This is a genomic window from Bacteroides sp. 3_1_23 (assembly GCF_000162555.1).
GTDB classification, from domain to species: Bacteria; Bacteroidota; Bacteroidia; order Bacteroidales; family Bacteroidaceae; genus Bacteroides; species Bacteroides ovatus.
The window spans coordinates 54,796-75,686 of the sequence record NZ_GG774954.1 but is presented as its reverse complement, the minus strand read 5'-3'; the positions used below and the strand labels follow the sequence as shown (position 1 = coordinate 75,686).

Genomic DNA, 20,891 nt, shown 5'->3' with positions numbered 1-20,891 from the left:
CATCAGGAAATTTAGCTTATGTGCAAAGTGCTCCTTTGGATTTTTCCCAATATTTTGGGGAACTGCCAGAAGAACAACAAAGTACAACAAATTGCCGCTGTCGCATCGGATATTGCTTCAGCCGCATATACACCGGCTACTCCCATAAAATGTGGCAATATTAATGCCAATGGGATCAATAGGATTGCTTTGCGCAACAAGGCTATGAAAATAGAAATTTTTGCTTGTCCCAAGGCTACAAACATATTTTGGCAGGCTCGTTGCAATCCGAAAATAGTCATACCACCCAAGAAAACAGGCATTGCCCAGCGGACTGTTTCTATCAATCTTTCATCACTCGTAAAGGCGGAAGCTACTGTTGAGGGGAAAAGAATCATAAACAACATCAGCAGTAAGTTGAATGAGAACATGGTTATCAATGCGACACGGAAACAGTCTTTGACACGTTGTTTATCGCCGTGCCCATAATTATAACTCACAATAGGAACGAACCCTTGCGCAAATCCTGTTAATGGGACACTTGCAAATTGCATCGCACTTTGCAAGATGGTCAATGCGCTGACATAAATATCTCCAAAATCTTTCAGGCTGCTGTTCAGAACAAAGCCGACCAGGCTTTCGGTACTTGCCATAATAAACGGTGATACGCCCAAAGCAAATATAGAAAGTATTATTTCCCGGTTCAACGCCATATAACGTTTTTCTAAAGGGAGAGAGGCGTGCCGGGAGAAAAGGAAAGTTAAAACCCACACTGCACTACATGCCTGTGAAAGCACTGTAGCCAGAGCTGCACCTTTTACTCCCATATCGAGCCAAAAAATGAAAATCGGGTCGAGGACGATATTCAACAGTGCTCCTATTAATACCGAGTACATGGCGATAGCAGGACGCCCTTGTGCATTGATAAAAGAATTTAATCCTGTGGATATTTCTACGAAGATAGTTCCTAATAAATAGATAGAAAGATAGTTGACTGCATACTCCAATGTATTTTCTGAAGCTCCTGTAAAGAGTAGAATCGGCTCCATAAAGGTATATGCGATGAGAGAAGTAAACAAGGTGAATAGTATCAGCAGGATAAAACCATTACCCAGAATTTTTCCGGCACGTGAACGATCCCCCTGTCCGAGTGCGATAGCCGCTAACGGCGCACCGCCACCTCCTACTATCGCTGAAAAAGAAGAAATCAGTATAACAAGAGAAGTCGTTACTCCTACACCCGCCAATGCATCCGTACCAATCCCAGGGATATGACCAATATAAATACGGTCGACCATGCTATAAAGCAAATTAACAAATTGCGCTGCCACAGCCGGAAGTGCCATCTTAAAAACAAGCGGTAACATGCGCTCTGTCCCCAGTCGTTCTTCATATTTATTTATCATCCCAAACTTCTTTTTCTAAAATCAGTTGCAAAGTTATAAGAAAAACAGGCTTCCGATTTAAAACCATTGGATAAAATAAATATAATACATCAGTTATCTCCGTGTAAGAAATCCATAGATATACTGATTGATAAGGTTGTGTTGTTCTTCCGTTCCATTCTCCCCCATATTACTATGCGTTATTCCGTCCAATTTCACAACCTTCATCCGGAATTGTTCCTGCTCCTTTTCAGTGGGTAATACTCCTGAATCCGCATCATAATCGCATCCTCTTAACGTATAAAGTCGAGGATTCCGTGTTCTAGGCATTATCATTCTGCGATGATCCATAGATATGGCTTTATTTATCAACTGCGGATATCGGGTAGCAAATAACATGGTCATATCTCCGCCATTGGAATGTCCTATCAATATAAAGTCATTCCAATTTAATTGTGGCTTCAATTTCTTAAATTCCTGAATAGTAAAAAGAATATTTGCCACTCCCCTTTCCCAATTTGGCATGCGTGTTTCCATGAAATTACCTTCCATGGCCAAAAGAGGATCATCTGCCAATTCATGTTGTATGCTTATTACGTAAAAGCCTTTCTGGGAAAGGAATCGTGTTAGATAGGCATAAGTCTGATTGGACTTATTATTTTTATTTCCATCGTAGCCGTGGCTAAATATAATGACTTTTGTTTTCGAATTCACTTTGTGCGGCTGATAGACGGCTAGCGGTATCACTCTGTTTCTTGAAGCATCAAAAAGGCAAGTCGAAAACTCTATTTGTGAGAAACAAGAGAGTGCTGATAATAAAAGAACAAATACAATAATTAGTTTCTTCATGTCTATGATGTGATATTTATTATTCTATAAATCTAAGAGCAACTGAATTATAACAATGAATGCATAATGTAAGGAAGGGATTATAAAATGATTTTCTCATAAAGTTTGAACCACTCTAAACCGTAATGACCCAATCCTAAATCTACGGTATCAATGTATTCGAACCCACACTTTTCGTACAATGAAATAGCCGGAAGATTTTTCTCGTAAACATCTAACCGCACAGACTTTATCCCCGAACTTTGAGCCAATTCCAATGAATAATCCATTAATGCATGCCCTACTCCTATTTTCAAAAAAGAAGGATGTACAACAAAAGTATGTATCACAAAGATATGACTATAGTCCAGTTCTATTTTCCATTTGACATTCTCATAAGCCTTTTCCGGTTGATGATTTAAAATGACTGAACCGACAATTCTTCCATCATATCTTGCTACGTAAAGCGTTTCATCATTTACACCGGCAACCGCATCTTCCCGAACAGGATAAACACCTTTTATCCACCCGGGATAATTAGTCGTAGCAGCCAGATAATCATTCAGTTCATCATACAGCTTTTCCAGTTCATCTATATCAGCAGAAGTTCCGGGCTCTATTGTAAATTTCATATATACACACTGTTTATCTTTTTATCAGTTCTTCAATCTTTCCACCTGTAATATAAGGTATACATTCGGATATCTTCTCAATACTCCAATCCCACCATTGCAATTTCTGCAATTGAACAATCGTATTCTCATCAAAACGCTTCCGAATTTCTTTAGCTGGTGTCCCACCTACTATCGTATAAGGAGGAACATCTTTAGTAACCACTGCCCGCGACGCAATAACCGCTCCATCTCCGATATGAACTCCTGCCATGATAACAGCTTCATATCCAATCCAGACATCATTACCTATTACTATATCCCCTTTATTATCCCAAGCAGAAGTTACATCTCCTTTATCTAAATTCCATTCCTCAAAAAAGATAGGAAACGTATAATTGGATAAAGAACCCAATGTGTGGTTTGCGCTGTTAAAAAGAAATTTGGCTCCACAAGCAATGGAACAGAATTTGCCAATTATCAATCGGTCTTTATTAATCGGATAATGATATAATACATTGTTCTTCTCAAAAAGAACAGGATCATTTACAAAGTCATTGTATATTGTATAATCACCTACCATAATGGCAGGATTCTTAATCACTGTATTCAGATAAACAGTCTGGAAATCATTGGTGCGAGGATATGTTTTTGAATTCATTGTGTCAGCAGAAGAGGATTTATATTACATAGCAAATATACAAGATAAATTTCAGACTATCACACAACGAACTAAATATGTATCCCATATTGATGCTTCACTTCAGCCATTACAAACGTGCTTTCCAGTGATCCTAAGCTATCAATCGTCCCCAACACATTCAGAATAAACTCCTGATAGTATTTCATATTGGGAGCATGAATCTTCAACAGGTAATCATAACTTCCTGATATGTTATAACATTCGGTTACTTCAGGAATATCCTGTATAATCCGTGTAAACTCGGCTGCTATATCCCTGTTCAGACGTCTAAGCTTCACACTGCAGAATACGACAAATCCCTGATTCAGCTTTTCCGCATCCAATACGGCAATATACTTCTTTATATATCCTCCACTCTCCAACCGTTTAAGACGTTCAAAAACAGGAGTTGAAGAAAGGCTCACCCGTGCAGCCAACTCTTTTGTCGTCAATCGGGCGTTTTCTTGCAAAGTACGGAGTATTTGCAAATCGACTCTATCCAGTTTATCAAAAGTATCCATAAGAAAAATATTCTTCTAAAAGGTGATTTCTAGGAATAGCACAGTTATATTATTCCATATAATGGCACAAAAATAGCATTATTTTCTATATTTTAGATATATATTGTTCGATATATCTTCATCCAATAACTTTGCAAGAAAATAAAGAAAGAATATTAAACTTAAAAAATATACGATTATGGCAACAAAGAATTTACATTTCGAGACTTTACAAGTTCATGTAGGACAAGAACAAGCAGATCCGGCAACAGATGCCCGTGCAGTACCTATTTATCAGACTACTTCTTATGTATTTCACAACTCCGCTCACGCAGCCGCACGTTTCGGCCTGCAGGACCCGGGAAACATCTACGGTCGTCTGACCAACTCCACTCAAGGAGTTTTTGAACAACGCGTAGCCGCTCTTGAAGGAGGAGTAGCAGGGCTGGCAGTTGCTTCGGGTGCCGCTGCTATCACTTATGCTTTCGAGAACATCACTCGTGCAGGCGACCATATTGTGGCAGCCAAAACTATTTATGGAGGAAGCTATAACTTACTGGCTCATACCTTACCCAGTTATGGCATCACAACAACATTCGTTGATCCAAGTGATTTATCGAACTTTGAAAAAGCCATTCAGGAAAATACGAAAGCCGTATTTATCGAGACATTGGGAAATCCGAACTCAAATATCATTGATATAGAGGCAGTAGCTGAAATAGCCCACCGCCACAAAATACCTTTGATTATTGACAACACATTTGGTACCCCGTATTTAATCCGCCCTATCGAACACGGAGCAGATATCGTAGTACATTCCGCAACAAAATTCATTGGCGGACACGGTTCGTCATTAGGAGGAGTCATTGTAGATTCGGGCAAATTCGACTGGGTAGCTTCCGGCAAATTTCCACAACTAACCGAACCTGATCCATGCTATCATGGCGTACGCTTCGTTGATGCAGCCGGTCCGGCTGCCTATGCCATCCGTATCCGGGCTATTCTGCTGCGCGACACAGGTGCCACCATCAGTCCATTCAACGCTTTTATCCTGTTGCAAGGCTTGGAAACTCTTTCCTTGCGCGTAGAACGCCATGTAGAAAATGCATTGAAGGTAGTGAATTTCTTAAACAATCATCCGAAAGTGAAGAAAGTGAACCATCCGTCATTATCCAATCATCCTGACCATGCACTGTATCAACGTTACTTCCCGAATGGTGCCGGTTCCATTTTTACTTTCGAGGTAAAAGGCGGACAAGAGGAAGCACACCGCTTCATCGACAGCCTGGAGATTTTCTCCCTGCTTGCCAATGTTGCCGATGTGAAATCATTGGTGATCCACCCGGCAAGCACTACCCATTCACAGCTCAATGCACAGGAACTCGCCGAACAGGAGATTTATCCGGGCACCGTACGTTTATCAATTGGAACGGAACATATTGATGACCTGATTGCGGATTTGGATCAGGCGCTTGCCAAAATCTAACATTCAATCATTGAACTTTCCATGACTGCAAGATGTTATACCTATATAACATTAAAAACATTGCAGTCATGGAAAAATATTTAATACACAGCAACGAACTGCATCTGATAGACGCAGAGAAAATCCATCAAGCCGTAGAAAAGATGGTGGAATCACTCGATTTAGCCGCAGGATCAACCACTAACTTCGATCTCTATCAGGTTGTGGAAAACTACTTTAAAGATCTCGAGAAAAGGAGAAAAATTAATCATGTACTGGGAATCAAAGAAGATAGATATGAACTAGCCGAAGATTTCGGTATAAAATAAAAAAGAGATTTATTCAATCACACCAGACAAGTTTTCCAAAAAATAAGGGAGTTGCACGTTAAGTACAACTCCCTTATTTTTTGAATTATCAGAGTATAACAATCAATTTCCCTGATGCACAGTAAGCTGTGGGAAAGGGAAGTTGATACCTTTTTCATTGAAGGTTTCGTAAATAGCTTTATTGGTATCGAAATAAACACCCCAATAATCTCCGCTATTTACCCATACACGTACCACCACATTCACACTGCTGGCATCTAGCGCATGAAGAGCTATAAACGGAGCAGGTTCATTCAAGATACGTTTATCTTCAGCCAGAATATCACGAACTATCTGCTGAACCTTATTGTAATCTTCCCCATAATCTATACCAATAATCCATTCTACACGGCGGGTTTCCTGGTGACTGTAATTAATCACTACTCCACTACTTAATGAACCATTCGGTATATAAATCAGTTTATTATCCCCAGTAGTAAGGATGGTATGGAATATCTGAATTTCTTTTACTGTACCGGCTGATCCCTGCTGTGTTTCTATCCAATCGCCAACTTTATAAGGTTTGAACAAAAGAATAACCAGTCCGCCGGCAAAGTTTTGCAGATTACCGGATAAAGCCATACCGACAGCGACACCGGCGGAAGCCAATAAAGCCGCAAATGAAGTTGTCTCAACTCCCAAGGCACCGACAACAGAAATGATTAACAGGATTGTCAACAGAATATTGACCAGACTTCTAACGAAAGTTTTGATACTTATATCTACCTTTCGTTTATCCAACAGACGTCTTATAAACTTGTTGAGCAACGAGATAAGGAAACGTCCGACAATAAAGACGATGACCGCAATCAGTATACGTTCTCCGGCACGAATACCGAAGTCTATCAGTTGTTGAGTAATCAGCGAAAGCTTATCCAATCCGTCAGCATTGGCAATCGCCTCTTTCATTAATTCGTCTGCAGCCACTTGCACAGAGTCCGCAGCTTGTGTTGCTTGCAATAATAGTAGCATAATTAAATATATATTAAGTGAATAAATGCAGTTTTGTTATTTCAACAATTTACAAAGTTATATTGTTTTTAGTGAATCTAAAAGTTTTTTTTGCTTTCCTCCTGCAAAAGCAGTATTTTTGTAACCGATTCACTGGTAGGGGTGCCTTAACATGACGGGCTGAGAACATACCCATAGAATCTGATCCGGGTAATGCCGGCGTAGAGAACTAATTAGTAAGCAAAAATGAAAAGAATTGTATGGATGGCCGTCGCCTTATTGGGCGCAGGTATCACTGTTCATGCACAGACGAGTGCAAAGGATAGTATGAGAGTAGTAAACCTGCAAGAGGTGCAGGTAGTGTCCACACGTGCCACAGCCAAAACTCCCGTGGCATTCACCAATATAGGCAAAGCAGAACTCAAAAAGGTAAACTTCGGACAGGATATCCCCTATTTGCTAAGTATGACTCCTTCCACACTGACCACATCGGATGCAGGAGCTGGTATCGGCTATACGACACTTCGCGTACGTGGAACCGATGGCACACGAATCAACATCACGGTAAACGGCATACCGATGAACGATGCCGAAAGCCATAACCTGTTCTGGGTGAATATGCCCGACTTTTCTTCTTCCGTAAAAGATATGCAGGTGCAGCGCGGAGCAGGTACATCGACGAACGGAGCAGGTGCTTTCGGAGCCAGTGTCAATATGCAAACCGAAGGCGCATCTATGAAACCATACGCCGAATTCAATGGTTCATACGGTTCGTTCAACACGCACAAGGAAACAGTGAAAGTGGGAACCGGCCTACTCAATAACCACTGGACGTTTGACGCCCGCCTTTCCAATATCGGTACGGACGGATACATAGACCGTGCTTCGGTGGACTTGAACTCTTACTACCTGCAAGGAGGTTATTTTGCAGAAAACACATCTGTGAAGCTCATTGCATTTGCCGGAAAAGAAAAAACATATCATGCTTGGGGATACGCAACAAAAGAGCAAATGGAAAAATTCGGCAGACGCTACAATCCTTGCGGGGAAATGTACACTGATGCCAACGGCAAAAAATATTATTACGACGACCAAACAGATAATTATCTGCAAAAGAATTATCAGCTTCTCTTCAATCATACTTTCTCGACAGCCTGGAATCTGAACGTTGCCTTACATTATACCAAAGGTGACGGTTATTACGAAGAGTACAAAGACGGCAGATACCTGATAGAATATGGTTTAAAACCATTTACAATAGATGGAACCGAAGTATCTAAAAGCGATTTAGTCCGTCAAAAGAAGATGGACAACAAATTCGGCGGCGGCGTTTTTTCTCTCAATTACACAGCCAACAGGCTAAGTGCATCCCTGGGCGGCGGATTAAATCAATACCGGGGCAATAACTTCGGAAGAGTTCCCTGGGTGAAAAACTACGTAGGTTCTCTATCTCCCGACCATGAATATTACCGCAACAAATCCAAGAAGACCGATGGAAATATTTATCTGAAAGCGAACTACGATCTTACTAGAGGACTAAGTGCTTATGCCGATCTCCAGTATCGCCACATCAACTATACCATCGACGGAAACAATGATAAATATGACTGGAGTAAGAATGCGCTGCGTCCACTGGCAGTAGATAAAAAGTTCGATTTCTTTAATCCGAAAGTAGGATTAAACTGGAACATCACTTCCAACCATCGTGTCTATGCCTCTTTCTCGGTTGCTCAAAAAGAGCCAACAAGAAACAATTATACGGATGGCGATCCGGACTCGTACCCCAAAGCAGAAAAGCTGCTCGACTATGAAGCGGGATATACCTTTGCCAACCAATGGCTGACAGCAGGTGCAAACTTCTACTACATGGACTATACCGACCAACTGGTTCTGACCGGAGCCTTAAACGATATAGGTGAAGCACTGACCGAAAACGTGCCGGACAGTTATCGCATGGGAATCGAAATCATGCTGGGAATCAAACCGTGCAAATGGTTTCAATGGGATATCAACGCTACATGGAGCAAAAACCGTATTCAGGATTTCGTAGAGAGCCTGCCGGGCTACCACTATAATGACGACGGTAGCTCTACTTCTCTCCCGACTATTCAGATAAAGCATAAAGACACTCACATTGCTTTCTCACCGGACTTCTTACTCAACAATCGTTTCTCATTCAATTATAAGGGATTCGAAGCTGCCCTGCAATCACAGTTCGTGAGCAAACAGTATATGACAAACGCAGAAGTTGAAGAACTGACTCTTGATAAGTATTTTGTCAGCAACCTCAATCTGGCGTACAGCTTCCGTCCCAAGAAAGTACTGAAAGAAGTCACCGTAGGATTTACTGTATACAATCTGTTTAATGAAAAATATGAAAACAACGGCTGGGCATCAAGTGACTACACCGATACGCTGGAAAATCGGGGAAACTATGCCGGATATGCAGCTCAAGCAGGAACAAACGTTATGGGACATGTTTCTTTCCGCTTTTAATCACACAGAGTTATGGAATTGAATTTTCTGGAAATATTCGGTACGATTGTCGGGCTAGTCTACCTTTGGTTAGAGTACCGGGCAAGTATCTACCTTTGGATAGCGGGTATTGTGATGCCTGCCATCTACATCTTCGTATATTACAAAGCCGGATTGTATGCTGACTTTGGCATCAATATCTACTACCTGATAGCTGCCATCTACGGCTGGTTCTTCTGGATGTGGGGACACAGGAAAAAGAAAGGTCAACTGACGACAGCAGATGCTTCAACCGGTGACACCCCTAAAGATCTTCCTATCGTACATACTCCGGGAAAATGTTACTTGCCTCTTTTTCTGGTATTCGTCGTTTCTTTCCTCGGTATTGCATGGATACTGATAGCATATACGGATAGCAATGTTCCCTGGCTAGATAGCTTTACTACCGCATTGAGCATTGTCGGTATGTGGATGCTGGCACGCAAATACGTCGAGCAATGGTTTGCCTGGATTTTTGTGGATATTGTCTGCTGCGGACTTTATATCTACAAAGACCTTTATTTTACTTCCGCTTTATACGGACTTTACTCCATTATAGCTATCTTTGGCTACTTTAAGTGGAAAAAATTAATGAGCATACAATGAAATACGAACACTATACTCCCGAAGCCGTGATACTTGCCAATGGCGAATATCCCAGCCATCCTCTTCCCCTGCAAATGCTGGAAAATGCAGAATTTGTAGTTTGCTGTGACGGGGCTGCCAATGAATATATCCTGCGTGGGCATACCCCCGATGTAATTATCGGTGACGGGGATTCTCTTTCCCCGGAATATAAAGAACTTTTCTCCCCTATTGTACATCAGATAGCGAATCAAGAAACGAACGACCAAACCAAAGCCGTTCATTTCCTGCAAAAGAAAGGATTCCGGAGAATTGCCATCGTCGGAGCCACCGGCAAACGGGAAGATCATACGTTAGGAAACATCAGTCTGCTGATCGACTACATGAAAGATGGTATCGAGGTACGTACCATTACCGATTATGGTATGTTTATCCCCGCCAAAGACACGCAAACCTTCGCCTCTCATCCGGGGCAACAAGTTTCTATTTTCAATTTCGGAGCGAAAGGATTGCAAGGAGAGGGATTAGTTTATCCTCTTAGTGATTTTACTAATTGGTGGCAAGGAACGCTTAATGAAGCAACAGCAAATGAGTTTACTGTTCATTGTACGGGAGAATATTTAGTATTCTTAGCTTCTATATAAACTATATTGCAATTATCCGGTTTATGCCACCCTATTGTCACAATTGTGCCACCTTGTTGGCACGACCGTGACACTTCGATGGCACAACCGTGCCAACAAGGTGGCACAAATTCATTCATAGGAAGAAGAGGATTAAAGCGTCAACAAATACTTCTTGAAGTCCGCAAAGTCTTTTGTCATTTGAAGGCTTTTTTTCTCGCCTTTCATAAATTCCTGCAATTTGGCAGGGATTTCTACCGCTTCTCCAATAATGCTTTCCACTGTTTCGAGGAACTTGGCAGGATGAGCCGTTTCAAGGAATACACCTGTTTCTCCCTCTTTCAAGCCTTCTACCAACGCACGATATCCACAAGCACCATGAGGATCAAGGAGATAATGATGTTCTTTCCAGGTTTCCTTCACCGTTTCGCGGATTTGCTCATCGGTATAAGTTGTTCCTGAAATCTCGGCAGAGATATCAGCATGTGAACCACTATATAAATCGAGTACGCGGGCAAAGTTACTCGGATCGCCTACGTCCATAGCATTAGCAATCGTTGCGATAGACGGACGGGGATTATATTTACCTGTCTGCAGATATTGATAGAAAATATCGTTGCGGTTATTAGCAGCAATGAAACGCTTCACGGGTAAACCCATCTTCTTGCCAAACAATCCGGCGGTGATATTTCCGAAGTTTCCACTAGGTACACAGATTACAGCATTATCAGCTTTTCCGGCACGTTTCAATTGTGCATAAGCATAGAAATAATAGAATGCCTGCGGCAAGAAACGGGCTACATTGATGGAGTTGGCAGAAGTCAACGAAAGGTGTTCATTCAATTCTTTATCCATGAAAGCAGATTTCACCAATGCCTGACAATCATCAAATGTTCCGTCCACTTCAAGCGCAGTAATATTCTGTCCGAGCGTAGTGAATTGCTTCTCCTGTATTTCGCTCACTTTTCCTTTCGGATAAAGCACATACACATGAATACCTTCCACACCCAGAAAGCCGTTGGCAACAGCACTTCCCGTATCACCGGAAGTAGCTACCAATACATTGACATTCTTTTGTCCTTCTTTTTTAATGAAGTATCCCAAAAGACGCGCCATGAAACGACCGCCTACATCTTTAAATGCTAACGTCGGTCCGTGGAAAAGTTCAAGTGAATAGATGTTATCTGCCACCTTAACCAAAGGTACATCGAAACTTAATGTATCATATACAATCTGTTTCAGCGTATCGGCAGGAATATCCTCACCGAAGAAAGCATCGGCTACGCGATAAGCAATTTCCTGAAAGGATAAACTATCAATCGTATCGTAAAAGTCCTGTGGAAGAGGTTTGATAGACATAGGCATAAACAGCCCTTTGTCGGCAGCAAGCCCTTTTACCACCGCTTCTTGCAGTGAGGCAACAGGTGCTTGTTTATTCGTACTATAATATTTCATAATCTGTGGTGACTTATTTCATGAATTCTTTTATAAACTCGTCTTCTTTCAGAAGTCCGTAACTACCGTTGCAAGCGGCTATTTCATCATACGTCTGCACTTCGTCCGACTCGATACCCGGATACCAGATAAGAAACGGAATGGGATCAGATGTATGAGTCCGAAGCTCACAGGGAGTAGGATGATCGGGCAATACAGCAATGGCTACCGGTTCGTCCCAATCTTTCACTGCTTCATAAATAGGACCTACGGCACGTTTATCAAGATTCTCGATAGTGAGAAGTTTCAAGTCGATGTCTCCTTCGTGTCCGGCCTCATCACTGGCTTCGATATGCAGATAAACAAAATCATCCGTCTTCAATGCTTCCAAGGCAGCGGTCACTTTGTTTTCATAGTTCGTATTATAAAGTCCGGTCGCTCCCTCTACTGCGATGCGACGTAAATCAGCATAATAACCGATTCCGTTTATCAGATCGACAGCCGAGATGACTGCTCCTTTCTTTACCTGTGGGAAAGTCTCGGAGAAAGTAGGCATCTGCGGACGGTAACCGGGACTCCAGGGCCAAATACTGTTCGCAGGATCTTTACCTTCTGCCATACGTTTCAGATTCAATGGATGATCTTTCAGCAATTCCTGTGATTTCAGAATCAGGTCGTTAATCAGATCTGCCGTTTCTTGCGCTTCCGGAACCAATGGTTTCACCATCAATGGACGGAAAGGTTTCAAAGGTACATCATGCGGAGGTGTACAATCCAGTTCTTTATTACCTCCCTTGATAACCAATAGATGGCGGTACTGAACTCCTGTATGAAAGCGTACGCGGTCATTGCCCAGTTTTTCTTGCAAATATTGAATCAATACATCTGCTTCTTCCGTAGATATATGTCCGGAGGAGTGATTCTTCAGAATATCTCCTTCCACACAAATCAAATTACAGCGCATTGCCATCTCGCCCGGTTTCAGATCCACACCAATACTGGCAGCTTCCAGCGGTCCGCGACCTTCATATACCTTTGGCAAATTATATCCCAACACGGACATATTGGCAACTTCACTACCCGGATGGAAACCTTCCGCCACAGTAATCAGGCGGCCGTTACGTCCCATGCGAGCTAGCTTATCCATATAAGGCGTCTTTGCATATTGCAGGAGCGTCTTGTCCCCTAATGACTTCACTGGCCAATCGGCCATTCCGTCTCCCAATATGATAATATGTTTCATAAGGCGTTTAAACATTTGCGATGCTCATGATGTCGGCAAATACTCCGGCAGCCGTTACGCCGGCACCGGCACCGTATCCTTGAATCATCATCGGATATTCTTTATAGCGTTCCGTAGTGAGCAGGATAATATTGTTGCTGCCTTCCAAGCCGTAGAACGGATGGTTGGCTCCTACTTCCTGCAGGCCGACGGAGGCTTTTCCATTCTCCAGTTTGGCGACGAAACGCCAGTGCTTGTTTTCTTTTTCCAATACCTGGCGACGGGCTTCAAAGTCTGCGTCGAGACTTGGAACACGTTTCCAGAAATCTTCCAGAGAACCTTCGAAGAAGTCATTCGGAACAAAGAGGTTCTTTTCAACATCTTCCTGTTCCAGACGGTATCCGGCTTCACGTGCCAGAATCACCAGTTTACGGATCACATCTTTTCCACTCAAGTCAATACGTGGGTCCGGTTCAGAGTAGCGTTCTTCCTGTGCCATTTTGATGGTACGGCTGAAAGGAATATCGGCGCTGATTTTATTAAATATATAGTTCAGTGTACCGGAAAGCACCGCTTCAATCTTCAGAATCTTGTCACCGCTATGAATCAGGTCATTAATTGTATTGATGATCGGAAGACCTGCACCTACGTTTGTTTCGAACAGATACTTCACACCCCGTTGGCGGGCAATCGTTTTCAGTTCACGATAGTTTTCATAAGCGGAAGAAGCCGCAATCTTATTGGCTGCTACCACAGAGATATTGTGTTGCAGGAAATCTTTGTAAAGCGATGCGATGTCAGCGCTGGCCGTACAGTCTACAAATACAGAATTAAAGATATTCATTCCGATAATCTCGTCGCGGATGGTTTGCAAGCTGCTGTCCTTACCCTTTTCCAACAGTTCTTCACGGAAGTTGGCGAGGTCGAAACCTTCACGGCTGAACATTGCCTTGGCTGCATCAATGATGCCTACTACATGGAGTTTCAGTCCGTTTTCCATCATCAGCTTTTGTTGCTGGCAACGAATCTGTTCTACCAGACTACCCCCTACCGTACCGACACCACAGATAAAGAGGTTCAATACCTGATATTCGGAGAGGAAGAAAGAGTCGTGGATTACGTTCAATGATTTACGCAAGGATTTGGAATCGACCACAAAAGAGATATTAGTTTCCGAAGCTCCCTGTGCACAAGCGATAACGTTGATACCATTACGTCCCAGTGTACCGAAAAGTTTACCTGCGATACCCGGTGTATGTTTCATATTCTCACCTACAATAGCCACTGTTGCCAGATTTCTTTCCGCCAAAATCGGAGAAATCTCCCCCATCTCTATTTCTTTCGCAAATTCTTCGTTCAGCACTTCACAAGCCAGGTCGGCATCGGCATTACGCACACCGATAGAAGTACTGTTTTCCGATGAAGCCTGTGAGACGAGGAACACGCTGATTCCATTCTTTGCCAATGCTTTAAAAATGCGGTAGTTTACACCGATCACACCTACCATACCAAGACCCTGAACAGTAATCAGACTTGTGTCGTTGATGGAGGAAATCCCCTTGATAGCCTTGCTCTGCGGGTTGGAAACTTCTTGTTTGATAACCGTTCCCACTCCATCCGGGTTGAATGTATTCTTTATTATAATAGGAATATTCTTGTGACATACGGGATAGATAGTCGGCGGATAAACCACCTTTGCGCCGAAGTTACAAAGTTCGGTCGCCTCTACGTAACTCAATTCCGTAATCGTATAAGCAGTCGAAATGACACGCGGATCAGCCGTCATAAATCCGTCTACGTCCGTCCAGATTTCCAGACTTGTCGCATCTAGTGCCGCAGCAACAATGGCAGCCGTATAGTCCGAGCCACCGCGTCCGAGGTTTGTTACATCCCCTGTCGTTTTATCCGAAGAGATGAATCCCGGCACCAGCGCTACTTTAGGAATAGACTGGAAAGCCTCTTTCACCAGTTTATTAGTCAATTCGGTATCCAGCGTGTGCTTGCTATGCTTTCTTTCCGTCTTGATAAAAGTGCGCGAATCGAACCATTTTGCTCCCTCAATCAGTGCAGTGACGATGATCGATGAAAGGCGTTCACCATAGCTGACGATTGTATCCGAAGTCTTCGGGGAAAGGTCTTTAATCAGGTAAATTCCCTGAAAGATATCCTTCAATTCGTTCAGTAGTTCGCCAATCTGACGTTGCAACGATACTTGCTTTTCTCCGGCAGGAATCACCTCCTTAATCATCTCCACATGACGGTAAACGATTTCGCGGAACTCACCCTCATAGGCTGAATCTCCCACTGCCGCCATCTTCGATGTATTTATCAATTTGTCAGTGATGCCTCCCAATGCGGAAACAACTACAATTACCGGCTCATTTGCCGACTCTACAATTCTCTTTACGCTTAAAATGCTGTTCACGGAACCTACGGATGTTCCGCCGAATTTCATTACTTTCATGAAGATACTTATTTAAATGCAATGTCCTGAAGTTTGCTTTTTACAGAACGATTGGTTGTTTACGAATAAAATTGAATTTGAATTTTGCCTGCTTATACAAGCGTGAATCACGTAGATACACAAAAACTATCCATTAACCCCTAAGGGTCATGGTACACATGGATGTGACTGTATGTGGATAGTACTTCATCATAGTCCTTGTTTCTACTCTTGTTTTTGATAAGTGTCGCAAAAGTAATAATAAAAACGTTCAATCTATCACTTTTTTCGGTTTTTTTCTGATAAAAAGAATCTTTCGCCTGCGCTTTATCCGGTCATTCGCCTTCACTTTTATGACATTTTGTTACTTATTTATCAAATCTATTATTATATTTGCGAAAACAATCGCACAAAATCAGCTTATGAGCCCATTAAATACTTCCGTATTGTTAATATACACCGGTGGAACAATTGGTATGATTGAGAATGCCGCGACAGGTGCTCTGGAGAACTTTAACTTCGAGCAACTGCAAAAGTATATCCCCGAACTGCAAAAGTTCAATTTTCCAATTGACACCTATCAGTTTGATCCTCCAATGGATTCGTCGGACATGGAACCGGATATGTGGCGGAAGCTGGTACGCATTATTCATGACAACTACAATCGTTACCACGGCTTCGTCATCCTGCACGGAACGGACACGATGGCTTATACCGCTTCCGCACTAAGTTTTATGCTGGAAGGACTGGACAAACCTGTTATCCTCACAGGCTCACAGCTTCCCATCGGCGTACTCCGCACGGACGGAAAGGAAAATCTGATGACCAGTATCGAGATTGCCATTGCACAAAACAAGGAAGGAAGGGCACTGGTGCCCGAAGTATGCATCTTCTTTGAAAATCACCTGATGCGGGGAAACCGTACGACAAAGATGAATGCAGAAAACTTCAATGCATTCCGTTCTTTCAATTATCCGGTATTGGCGGAAGCGGGAATCCATATTAAATATAATAATGTACAAATTCACGGAAATGGTGAAGAACGGGAATTGAAACCGCACTATTTGCTGGATACCAATGTAGTGGTACTGAAGCTCTTTCCGGGCATTCAGGAAAATGTAATTGCCACCATTCTGGGGATTGAAGGTTTAAAGGCGGTTGTGCTCGAAACATACGGTTCGGGGAATGCTCCCCGAAAGGAATGGTTTATACGCCGGCTCTGTCAGGCCAGTGAACGTGGAATTGTGATTGTCAACGTAACACAATGCAGCGCAGGAATGGTAGAAATGGAACGTTACGAAACAGGATACCAGTTATTGCAGGCAGGCGTTGTCTCCGGATATGACAGTACAACGGAATCGGCAGTCACTAAATTAATGTTCTTACTGGGACATGGATATACCCCGGATGAGGTACGCGACCGGATGAACCGTTCGATAGCAGGAGAGATAACTCTGTAGGCTTCATCTATTTCTATTAGGCAGGGATAACTTATTTCTAATAAATTATCCCTATTTTTGTACCCTACAAGAAGAAAGGAATTTCGATGGCAAAAGAGAAAACCGTATATGTATGCAGTAATTGCGGACAGGATTCACCGAAATGGGTGGGTAAATGTCCGTCGTGTGGAGAATGGAATACGTATGTTGAAGAAATCGTACGGAAAGAACCCACTAACCGCCGTCCGGTGTCGGGCATTGAAACACAGAAGCCCAAGCCACTGGCACTTAGCGATATAGAGGCAGACGACGAGCCACGCATCAATATGCACGATGATGAACTGAATCGTGTATTGGGGGGCGGACTTGTACAGGGTTCTCTTGTCCTGATAGGCGGCGAACCGGGAATCGGTAAATCGACGCTCGTCATGCAGACCGTACTGCACATGCCGAAAAAGAAGATTCTTTATGTATCCGGTGAAGAGAGTGCACGACAGCTGAAACTTCGTGCCGACCGTCTCTCTGACACTTCCAGCGATTGCCTGATCGTTTGCGAGACTTCACTCGAACAGATTTATGTGCATATCAAGAATACGAATCCCGATTTAGTGATTATCGACTCTATACAGACTATTTCCACCGAAAGTATCGAATCGTCTCCCGGAAGTATAGCGCAAGTCAGAGAGTGTTCGGCGTCTATTCTTCGTTTTGCGAAAGAAACACATACGCCTGTATTGCTGATCGGACATATTAATAAGGAAGGAAGTATTGCAGGACCTAAAGTGCTGGAACATATCGTAGATACTGTTCTTCAATTTGAGGGCGACCAACATTATATGTATCGTATTCTACGCAGTATCAAGAATCGTTTCGGTAGTACGGCAGAATTAGGTATTTATGAAATGCGTCAGGATGGGTTGCGCCAAGTGAGTAATCCTTCCGAACTTTTGCTAAGTCAGGATCATGAAGGGATGAGCGGGGTAGCCATTGCCTCCGCCATTGAGGGGATTCGCCCGTTTTTGATTGAGACACAGGCTTTGGTAAGCTCTGCAGTCTACGGAAATCCGCAACGTTCGGCAACCGGTTTCGATTTGAGAAGAATGAATATGCTGCTGGCTGTTCTCGAAAAGCGGGTGGGATTTAAGTTGGCACAGAAAGATGTGTTCCTGAATATTGCCGGAGGATTGAAAGTGAATGATCCGGCTATCGATCTGCCGGTTATCAGTGCAATCCTTTCTTCCAATATGGATGCAGCCATTGAACCGGAAGTTTGTATGGCGGGAGAAATCGGTCTGTCGGGAGAGATACGTCCTGTGAATCGAATTGAACAGCGTATCGGTGAAGCTGAAAAGTTAGGTTTCAAACGTTTCTTGCTACCTAAATATAACTTGCAAGGGATCGATACCCAAAAACTGAAGATAGAATTAGTACCGGTGAGAAAAGTAGAAGAGGCGTTCAGGGCTTTATTCGGATAAGACACTGATGCATAAATAGCCCGTTTTTCTAATTGGATAATCGAAAACAATATCAATAATAACTAAATGACACAAGAATACCAACTCCGTATACTTCCCGAAATCGCAGCAAACGAACAGAAATTAAAGGAATATCTTTCTAAAGAAAAAGATCTGAATTTACGTGACATCACCGCTACCCGAATCTTGAAACGGAGTATTGATGCACGCCAGCGGACTATCTTCGTCAATCTGAAGGTAAGGGCATACATCAAGGAAATGCCGCAAGAAGATGAGTACGAACGTACTATATATAATAATGTAGAAGGAAAACCGCAAGTGATTGTCGTTGGCGCAGGTCCCGGCGGATTATTCGCTGCTTTACGCCTTGTTGAACTTGGATTACGCCCTATCGTCATCGAACGTGGAAAAGACGTGCGCGAACGTAAAAAAGACCTGGCACAAATCAGCAGGGAACACACTGTTGATCCGGAATCGAATTACAGTTTCGGAGAAGGAGGTGCAGGAGCTTACTCGGATGGGAAGCTCTATACCCGGAGCAAGAAGAGAGGAAATGTAGATAAGATTCTGAACGTATTTTGCCAGCATGGAGCTTCAACTTCGATATTGGTGGATGCGCATCCGCATATCGGAACAGACAAATTGCCACGTGTCATTGAAAATATGCGGAACACCATTATCGAATGTGGCGGAGAAGTACATTTCCAGACACGAATGGATGCATTGATTATTGAGAACGATGAAGTCAAAGGTATCGAAACAAATACAGGAAAGACCTTTCTCGGACCTGTGATACTGGCAACCGGACATTCTGCAAGAGATGTATATCGTTGGCTGGCTGCCAATAATGTGACGATTGAAGCGAAAGGAATCGCTGTCGGGGTACGTCTCGAACATCCGGCAATGTTGATCGATCAAATACAATACCATAATAAGAATGGACGGGGCAAATACCTGCCCGCTGCAGAATACAGCTTTGTAACACAGGCAGAAGGCAGAGGAGTATATAGTTTCTGTATGTGTCCCGGCGGCTTTATCGTTCCTGCTGCCAGCGGACCGGAACAAGTGGTAGTAAACGGCATGTCTCCTGCCAACCGTGGGTCACGGTGGAGTAATTCGGGAATGGTAGTGGAAATTCAACCGGAGGATTTGGGAAATGAAAAATTAAAAATGAGGAATGAAGAATTGGCTGCCCAACAAGATGAACAGCTGATGGCACTGAATCCAAATTTGAAAAGTTCACAACTTTCAGAGATTAATTCACAGTTACTATCTGTTCTTCACTTTCAAGAGGAATTGGAACGTCAATGCTGGTTGCAGGGAGGCAGACGACAGACCGCTCCGGCGCAACGCATGCTGGATTTTACCCGCAAGAAATTGAGTTACGATCTGCCCGAGTCATCCTATAGTCCGGGATTGATTTCGTCTCCACTTCATTTCTGGATGCCATCATTTATTAGCAAAAGGTTATCTCTTGGTTTCCAACAATTCGGACGCAGCAGTCACGGATTCCTGACTAATGAGGCAGTAATGATTGGTGTGGAAACACGAACTTCTTCTCCCGTTCGTATCATACGCGATAAGGATACTCTGCAACATGTCACCGTTCGTGGATTATTTCCTTGCGGAGAAGGGGCAGGCTATGCCGGAGGAATTGTGTCTGCCGGAGTGGACGGCGAACGATGTGCAGAAGCAGTAGCCAACTATTTCAATCATTAATTAAACTTACACTAAAATGAATTATCAACCCGAAATAGCAATTGTAGAAGCCAATACATTGACCTGTCTCGGTCTGAAAGGAATCCTGGAGGAAATGATTCCTATGGCAACCATACGGACTTTTCATCACTTCAGCGAACTGATGGACGATACTCCCGATATGTATGCCCACTATTTCATTTCCGCACAGATTTACGTGGAGCACAATGCTTTCTTTCTCCCCCGGAAACGAAAAACGATTGTATTGGCAAGCGACAGTCCGCAATTCCAACTGTCCGGCGTACCTGTACTCAACATTCACGAATCCGAAGAAGAGTTGGTGAAAAACATATTGAAACTTCACCAACATGCTCACCATGACGGTTATCCGGTAAAAGATATGCCACCCATGCCTCCGATGCAGCCTCATCAGGAAATTCTATCCGCCCGTGAAATAGAAGTGCTCGTACTGATAACCAAAGGATTAATCAACAAAGAAATAGCAGATAAACTGAATATCAGCCTGACTACCGTTATCACTCACCGAAAAAATATCACGGAGAAATTAGGCATTAAGTCCGTCTCCGGGCTGACTATTTATGCTGTAATGAACGGATATATCGAAGCTGACCGAATCTGACTTCTTAAAAAATAAGTCATAATCCTAATAAATGAGGATTGACCGTCAT

The 20,891-nt window shown here is 42.9% G+C and carries 18 protein-coding genes and 1 riboswitch; of the genes, 9 read left to right on the top strand and 9 right to left on the bottom strand.

Annotation, left to right across the window (positions count from 1 at the left end; translation table 11 throughout):
* Positions 1 to 11: 11 nt before the first annotated feature.
* The 5 genes from HMPREF9010_RS08550 to HMPREF9010_RS08570 form a co-directional block, all read right to left on the bottom strand.
* Entirely contained in the window at positions 12 to 1,385 is a 1,374-nt protein-coding gene (locus HMPREF9010_RS08550; RefSeq protein ID WP_004299139.1) for an MATE family efflux transporter, read from the bottom strand.
* Between the two features lie 93 nt (positions 1,386 to 1,478).
* Positions 1,479 to 2,213, bottom strand: a complete 735-nt coding sequence (locus HMPREF9010_RS08555; RefSeq protein WP_004299138.1) for an alpha/beta hydrolase — start codon at positions 2,211 to 2,213, stop codon at positions 1,479 to 1,481.
* Between the two features lie 80 nt (positions 2,214 to 2,293).
* Positions 2,294 to 2,824: a GNAT family N-acetyltransferase gene (locus HMPREF9010_RS08560; protein ID WP_004306419.1), complete on the bottom strand. Its 531-nt coding sequence runs from the start codon at positions 2,822 to 2,824 to the stop codon at positions 2,294 to 2,296.
* 13 nt (positions 2,825 to 2,837) lie between these two features.
* Positions 2,838 to 3,464, bottom strand: coding sequence for a CatB-related O-acetyltransferase (locus HMPREF9010_RS08565; RefSeq protein ID WP_004306418.1), 627 nt, complete (start codon positions 3,462 to 3,464; stop codon positions 2,838 to 2,840).
* Positions 3,465 to 3,535: 71 nt separating this feature from the next.
* Positions 3,536 to 4,006: an Lrp/AsnC family transcriptional regulator gene (locus HMPREF9010_RS08570; protein ID WP_004299136.1), complete on the bottom strand. Its 471-nt coding sequence runs from the start codon at positions 4,004 to 4,006 to the stop codon at positions 3,536 to 3,538.
* A 178-nt stretch (positions 4,007 to 4,184) separates the two neighbouring features.
* Between HMPREF9010_RS08570 and HMPREF9010_RS08575 the strand changes: the two genes are divergently transcribed.
* Entirely contained in the window at positions 4,185 to 5,471 is a 1,287-nt protein-coding gene (locus HMPREF9010_RS08575) for an O-acetylhomoserine aminocarboxypropyltransferase/cysteine synthase family protein (protein WP_004299135.1), read from the top strand.
* A 68-nt stretch (positions 5,472 to 5,539) separates the two neighbouring features.
* Entirely contained in the window at positions 5,540 to 5,779 is a 240-nt protein-coding gene (locus HMPREF9010_RS08580; protein ID WP_004306417.1) for a hypothetical protein, read from the top strand.
* A 102-nt stretch (positions 5,780 to 5,881) separates the two neighbouring features.
* Here the strand turns inward: HMPREF9010_RS08580 and HMPREF9010_RS08585 are convergent, their stop codons facing one another.
* Positions 5,882 to 6,790, bottom strand: coding sequence for a mechanosensitive ion channel family protein (locus tag HMPREF9010_RS08585; protein WP_008650000.1), 909 nt, complete (start codon positions 6,788 to 6,790; stop codon positions 5,882 to 5,884).
* A gap of 127 nt (positions 6,791 to 6,917) precedes the next feature.
* Positions 6,918 to 7,014: riboswitch (TPP riboswitch) on the top strand.
* A gap of 1 nt (position 7,015) precedes the next feature.
* On the opposite strand from HMPREF9010_RS08585, the gene HMPREF9010_RS08590 reads away from it, so the two are divergent.
* From HMPREF9010_RS08590 to HMPREF9010_RS08600, 3 genes are read left to right on the top strand one after another with little or no spacing between them, the layout of a single operon-like run.
* Positions 7,016 to 9,265, top strand: coding sequence for a TonB-dependent receptor (locus HMPREF9010_RS08590; protein ID WP_008649999.1), 2,250 nt, complete (start codon positions 7,016 to 7,018; stop codon positions 9,263 to 9,265).
* 12 nt (positions 9,266 to 9,277) lie between these two features.
* On the top strand, positions 9,278 to 9,889 hold the full coding sequence (pnuC, locus tag HMPREF9010_RS08595; protein WP_004299130.1) for a nicotinamide riboside transporter PnuC: 612 nt from the start codon (positions 9,278 to 9,280) through the stop codon (positions 9,887 to 9,889).
* Positions 9,886 to 10,512, top strand: a complete 627-nt coding sequence (locus HMPREF9010_RS08600; RefSeq protein WP_008649998.1) for a thiamine diphosphokinase — start codon at positions 9,886 to 9,888, stop codon at positions 10,510 to 10,512. The genes pnuC and HMPREF9010_RS08600 overlap by 4 nt, the downstream gene beginning before the upstream one ends.
* 132 nt (positions 10,513 to 10,644) lie before the next feature.
* Here the strand turns inward: HMPREF9010_RS08600 and thrC are convergent, their stop codons facing one another.
* The 3 genes from thrC to thrA are packed head-to-tail and all read right to left on the bottom strand — an operon-like array spanning position 10,645 to position 15,611.
* Positions 10,645 to 11,946, bottom strand: coding sequence for a threonine synthase (thrC, locus tag HMPREF9010_RS08605; protein WP_004309069.1), 1,302 nt, complete (start codon positions 11,944 to 11,946; stop codon positions 10,645 to 10,647).
* Between the two features lie 13 nt (positions 11,947 to 11,959).
* Positions 11,960 to 13,168, bottom strand: coding sequence for a cofactor-independent phosphoglycerate mutase (locus HMPREF9010_RS08610; RefSeq protein ID WP_004323558.1), 1,209 nt, complete (start codon positions 13,166 to 13,168; stop codon positions 11,960 to 11,962).
* Positions 13,169 to 13,175: 7 nt separating this feature from the next.
* Complete coding sequence (gene thrA, locus HMPREF9010_RS08615) at positions 13,176 to 15,611, bottom strand: bifunctional aspartate kinase/homoserine dehydrogenase I (protein WP_008649997.1); 2,436 nt, start codon at positions 15,609 to 15,611, stop codon at positions 13,176 to 13,178.
* A 401-nt stretch (positions 15,612 to 16,012) separates the two neighbouring features.
* Here thrA and HMPREF9010_RS08620 point away from each other — a divergent pair, with 401 nt between their 5' ends.
* The 4 genes from HMPREF9010_RS08620 to HMPREF9010_RS08635 all read left to right on the top strand — a co-directional run bounded on the left by HMPREF9010_RS08620 (position 16,013) and on the right by HMPREF9010_RS08635 (position 20,842).
* Positions 16,013 to 17,050, top strand: coding sequence for an asparaginase (locus tag HMPREF9010_RS08620; RefSeq protein ID WP_032852820.1), 1,038 nt, complete (start codon positions 16,013 to 16,015; stop codon positions 17,048 to 17,050).
* 86 nt (positions 17,051 to 17,136) lie between these two features.
* Positions 17,137 to 18,504: a DNA repair protein RadA gene (radA, locus tag HMPREF9010_RS08625; protein ID WP_008649995.1), complete on the top strand. Its 1,368-nt coding sequence runs from the start codon at positions 17,137 to 17,139 to the stop codon at positions 18,502 to 18,504.
* Between the two features lie 66 nt (positions 18,505 to 18,570).
* A complete protein-coding gene (locus HMPREF9010_RS08630; protein WP_008649994.1) occupies positions 18,571 to 20,223 on the top strand; it encodes an NAD(P)/FAD-dependent oxidoreductase in 1,653 nt (550 codons plus the stop codon).
* Between the two features lie 16 nt (positions 20,224 to 20,239).
* Positions 20,240 to 20,842, top strand: a complete 603-nt coding sequence (locus HMPREF9010_RS08635) for a response regulator transcription factor (RefSeq protein ID WP_004306407.1) — start codon at positions 20,240 to 20,242, stop codon at positions 20,840 to 20,842.
* The last annotated feature ends 49 nt before the right edge of the window (positions 20,843 to 20,891 follow it).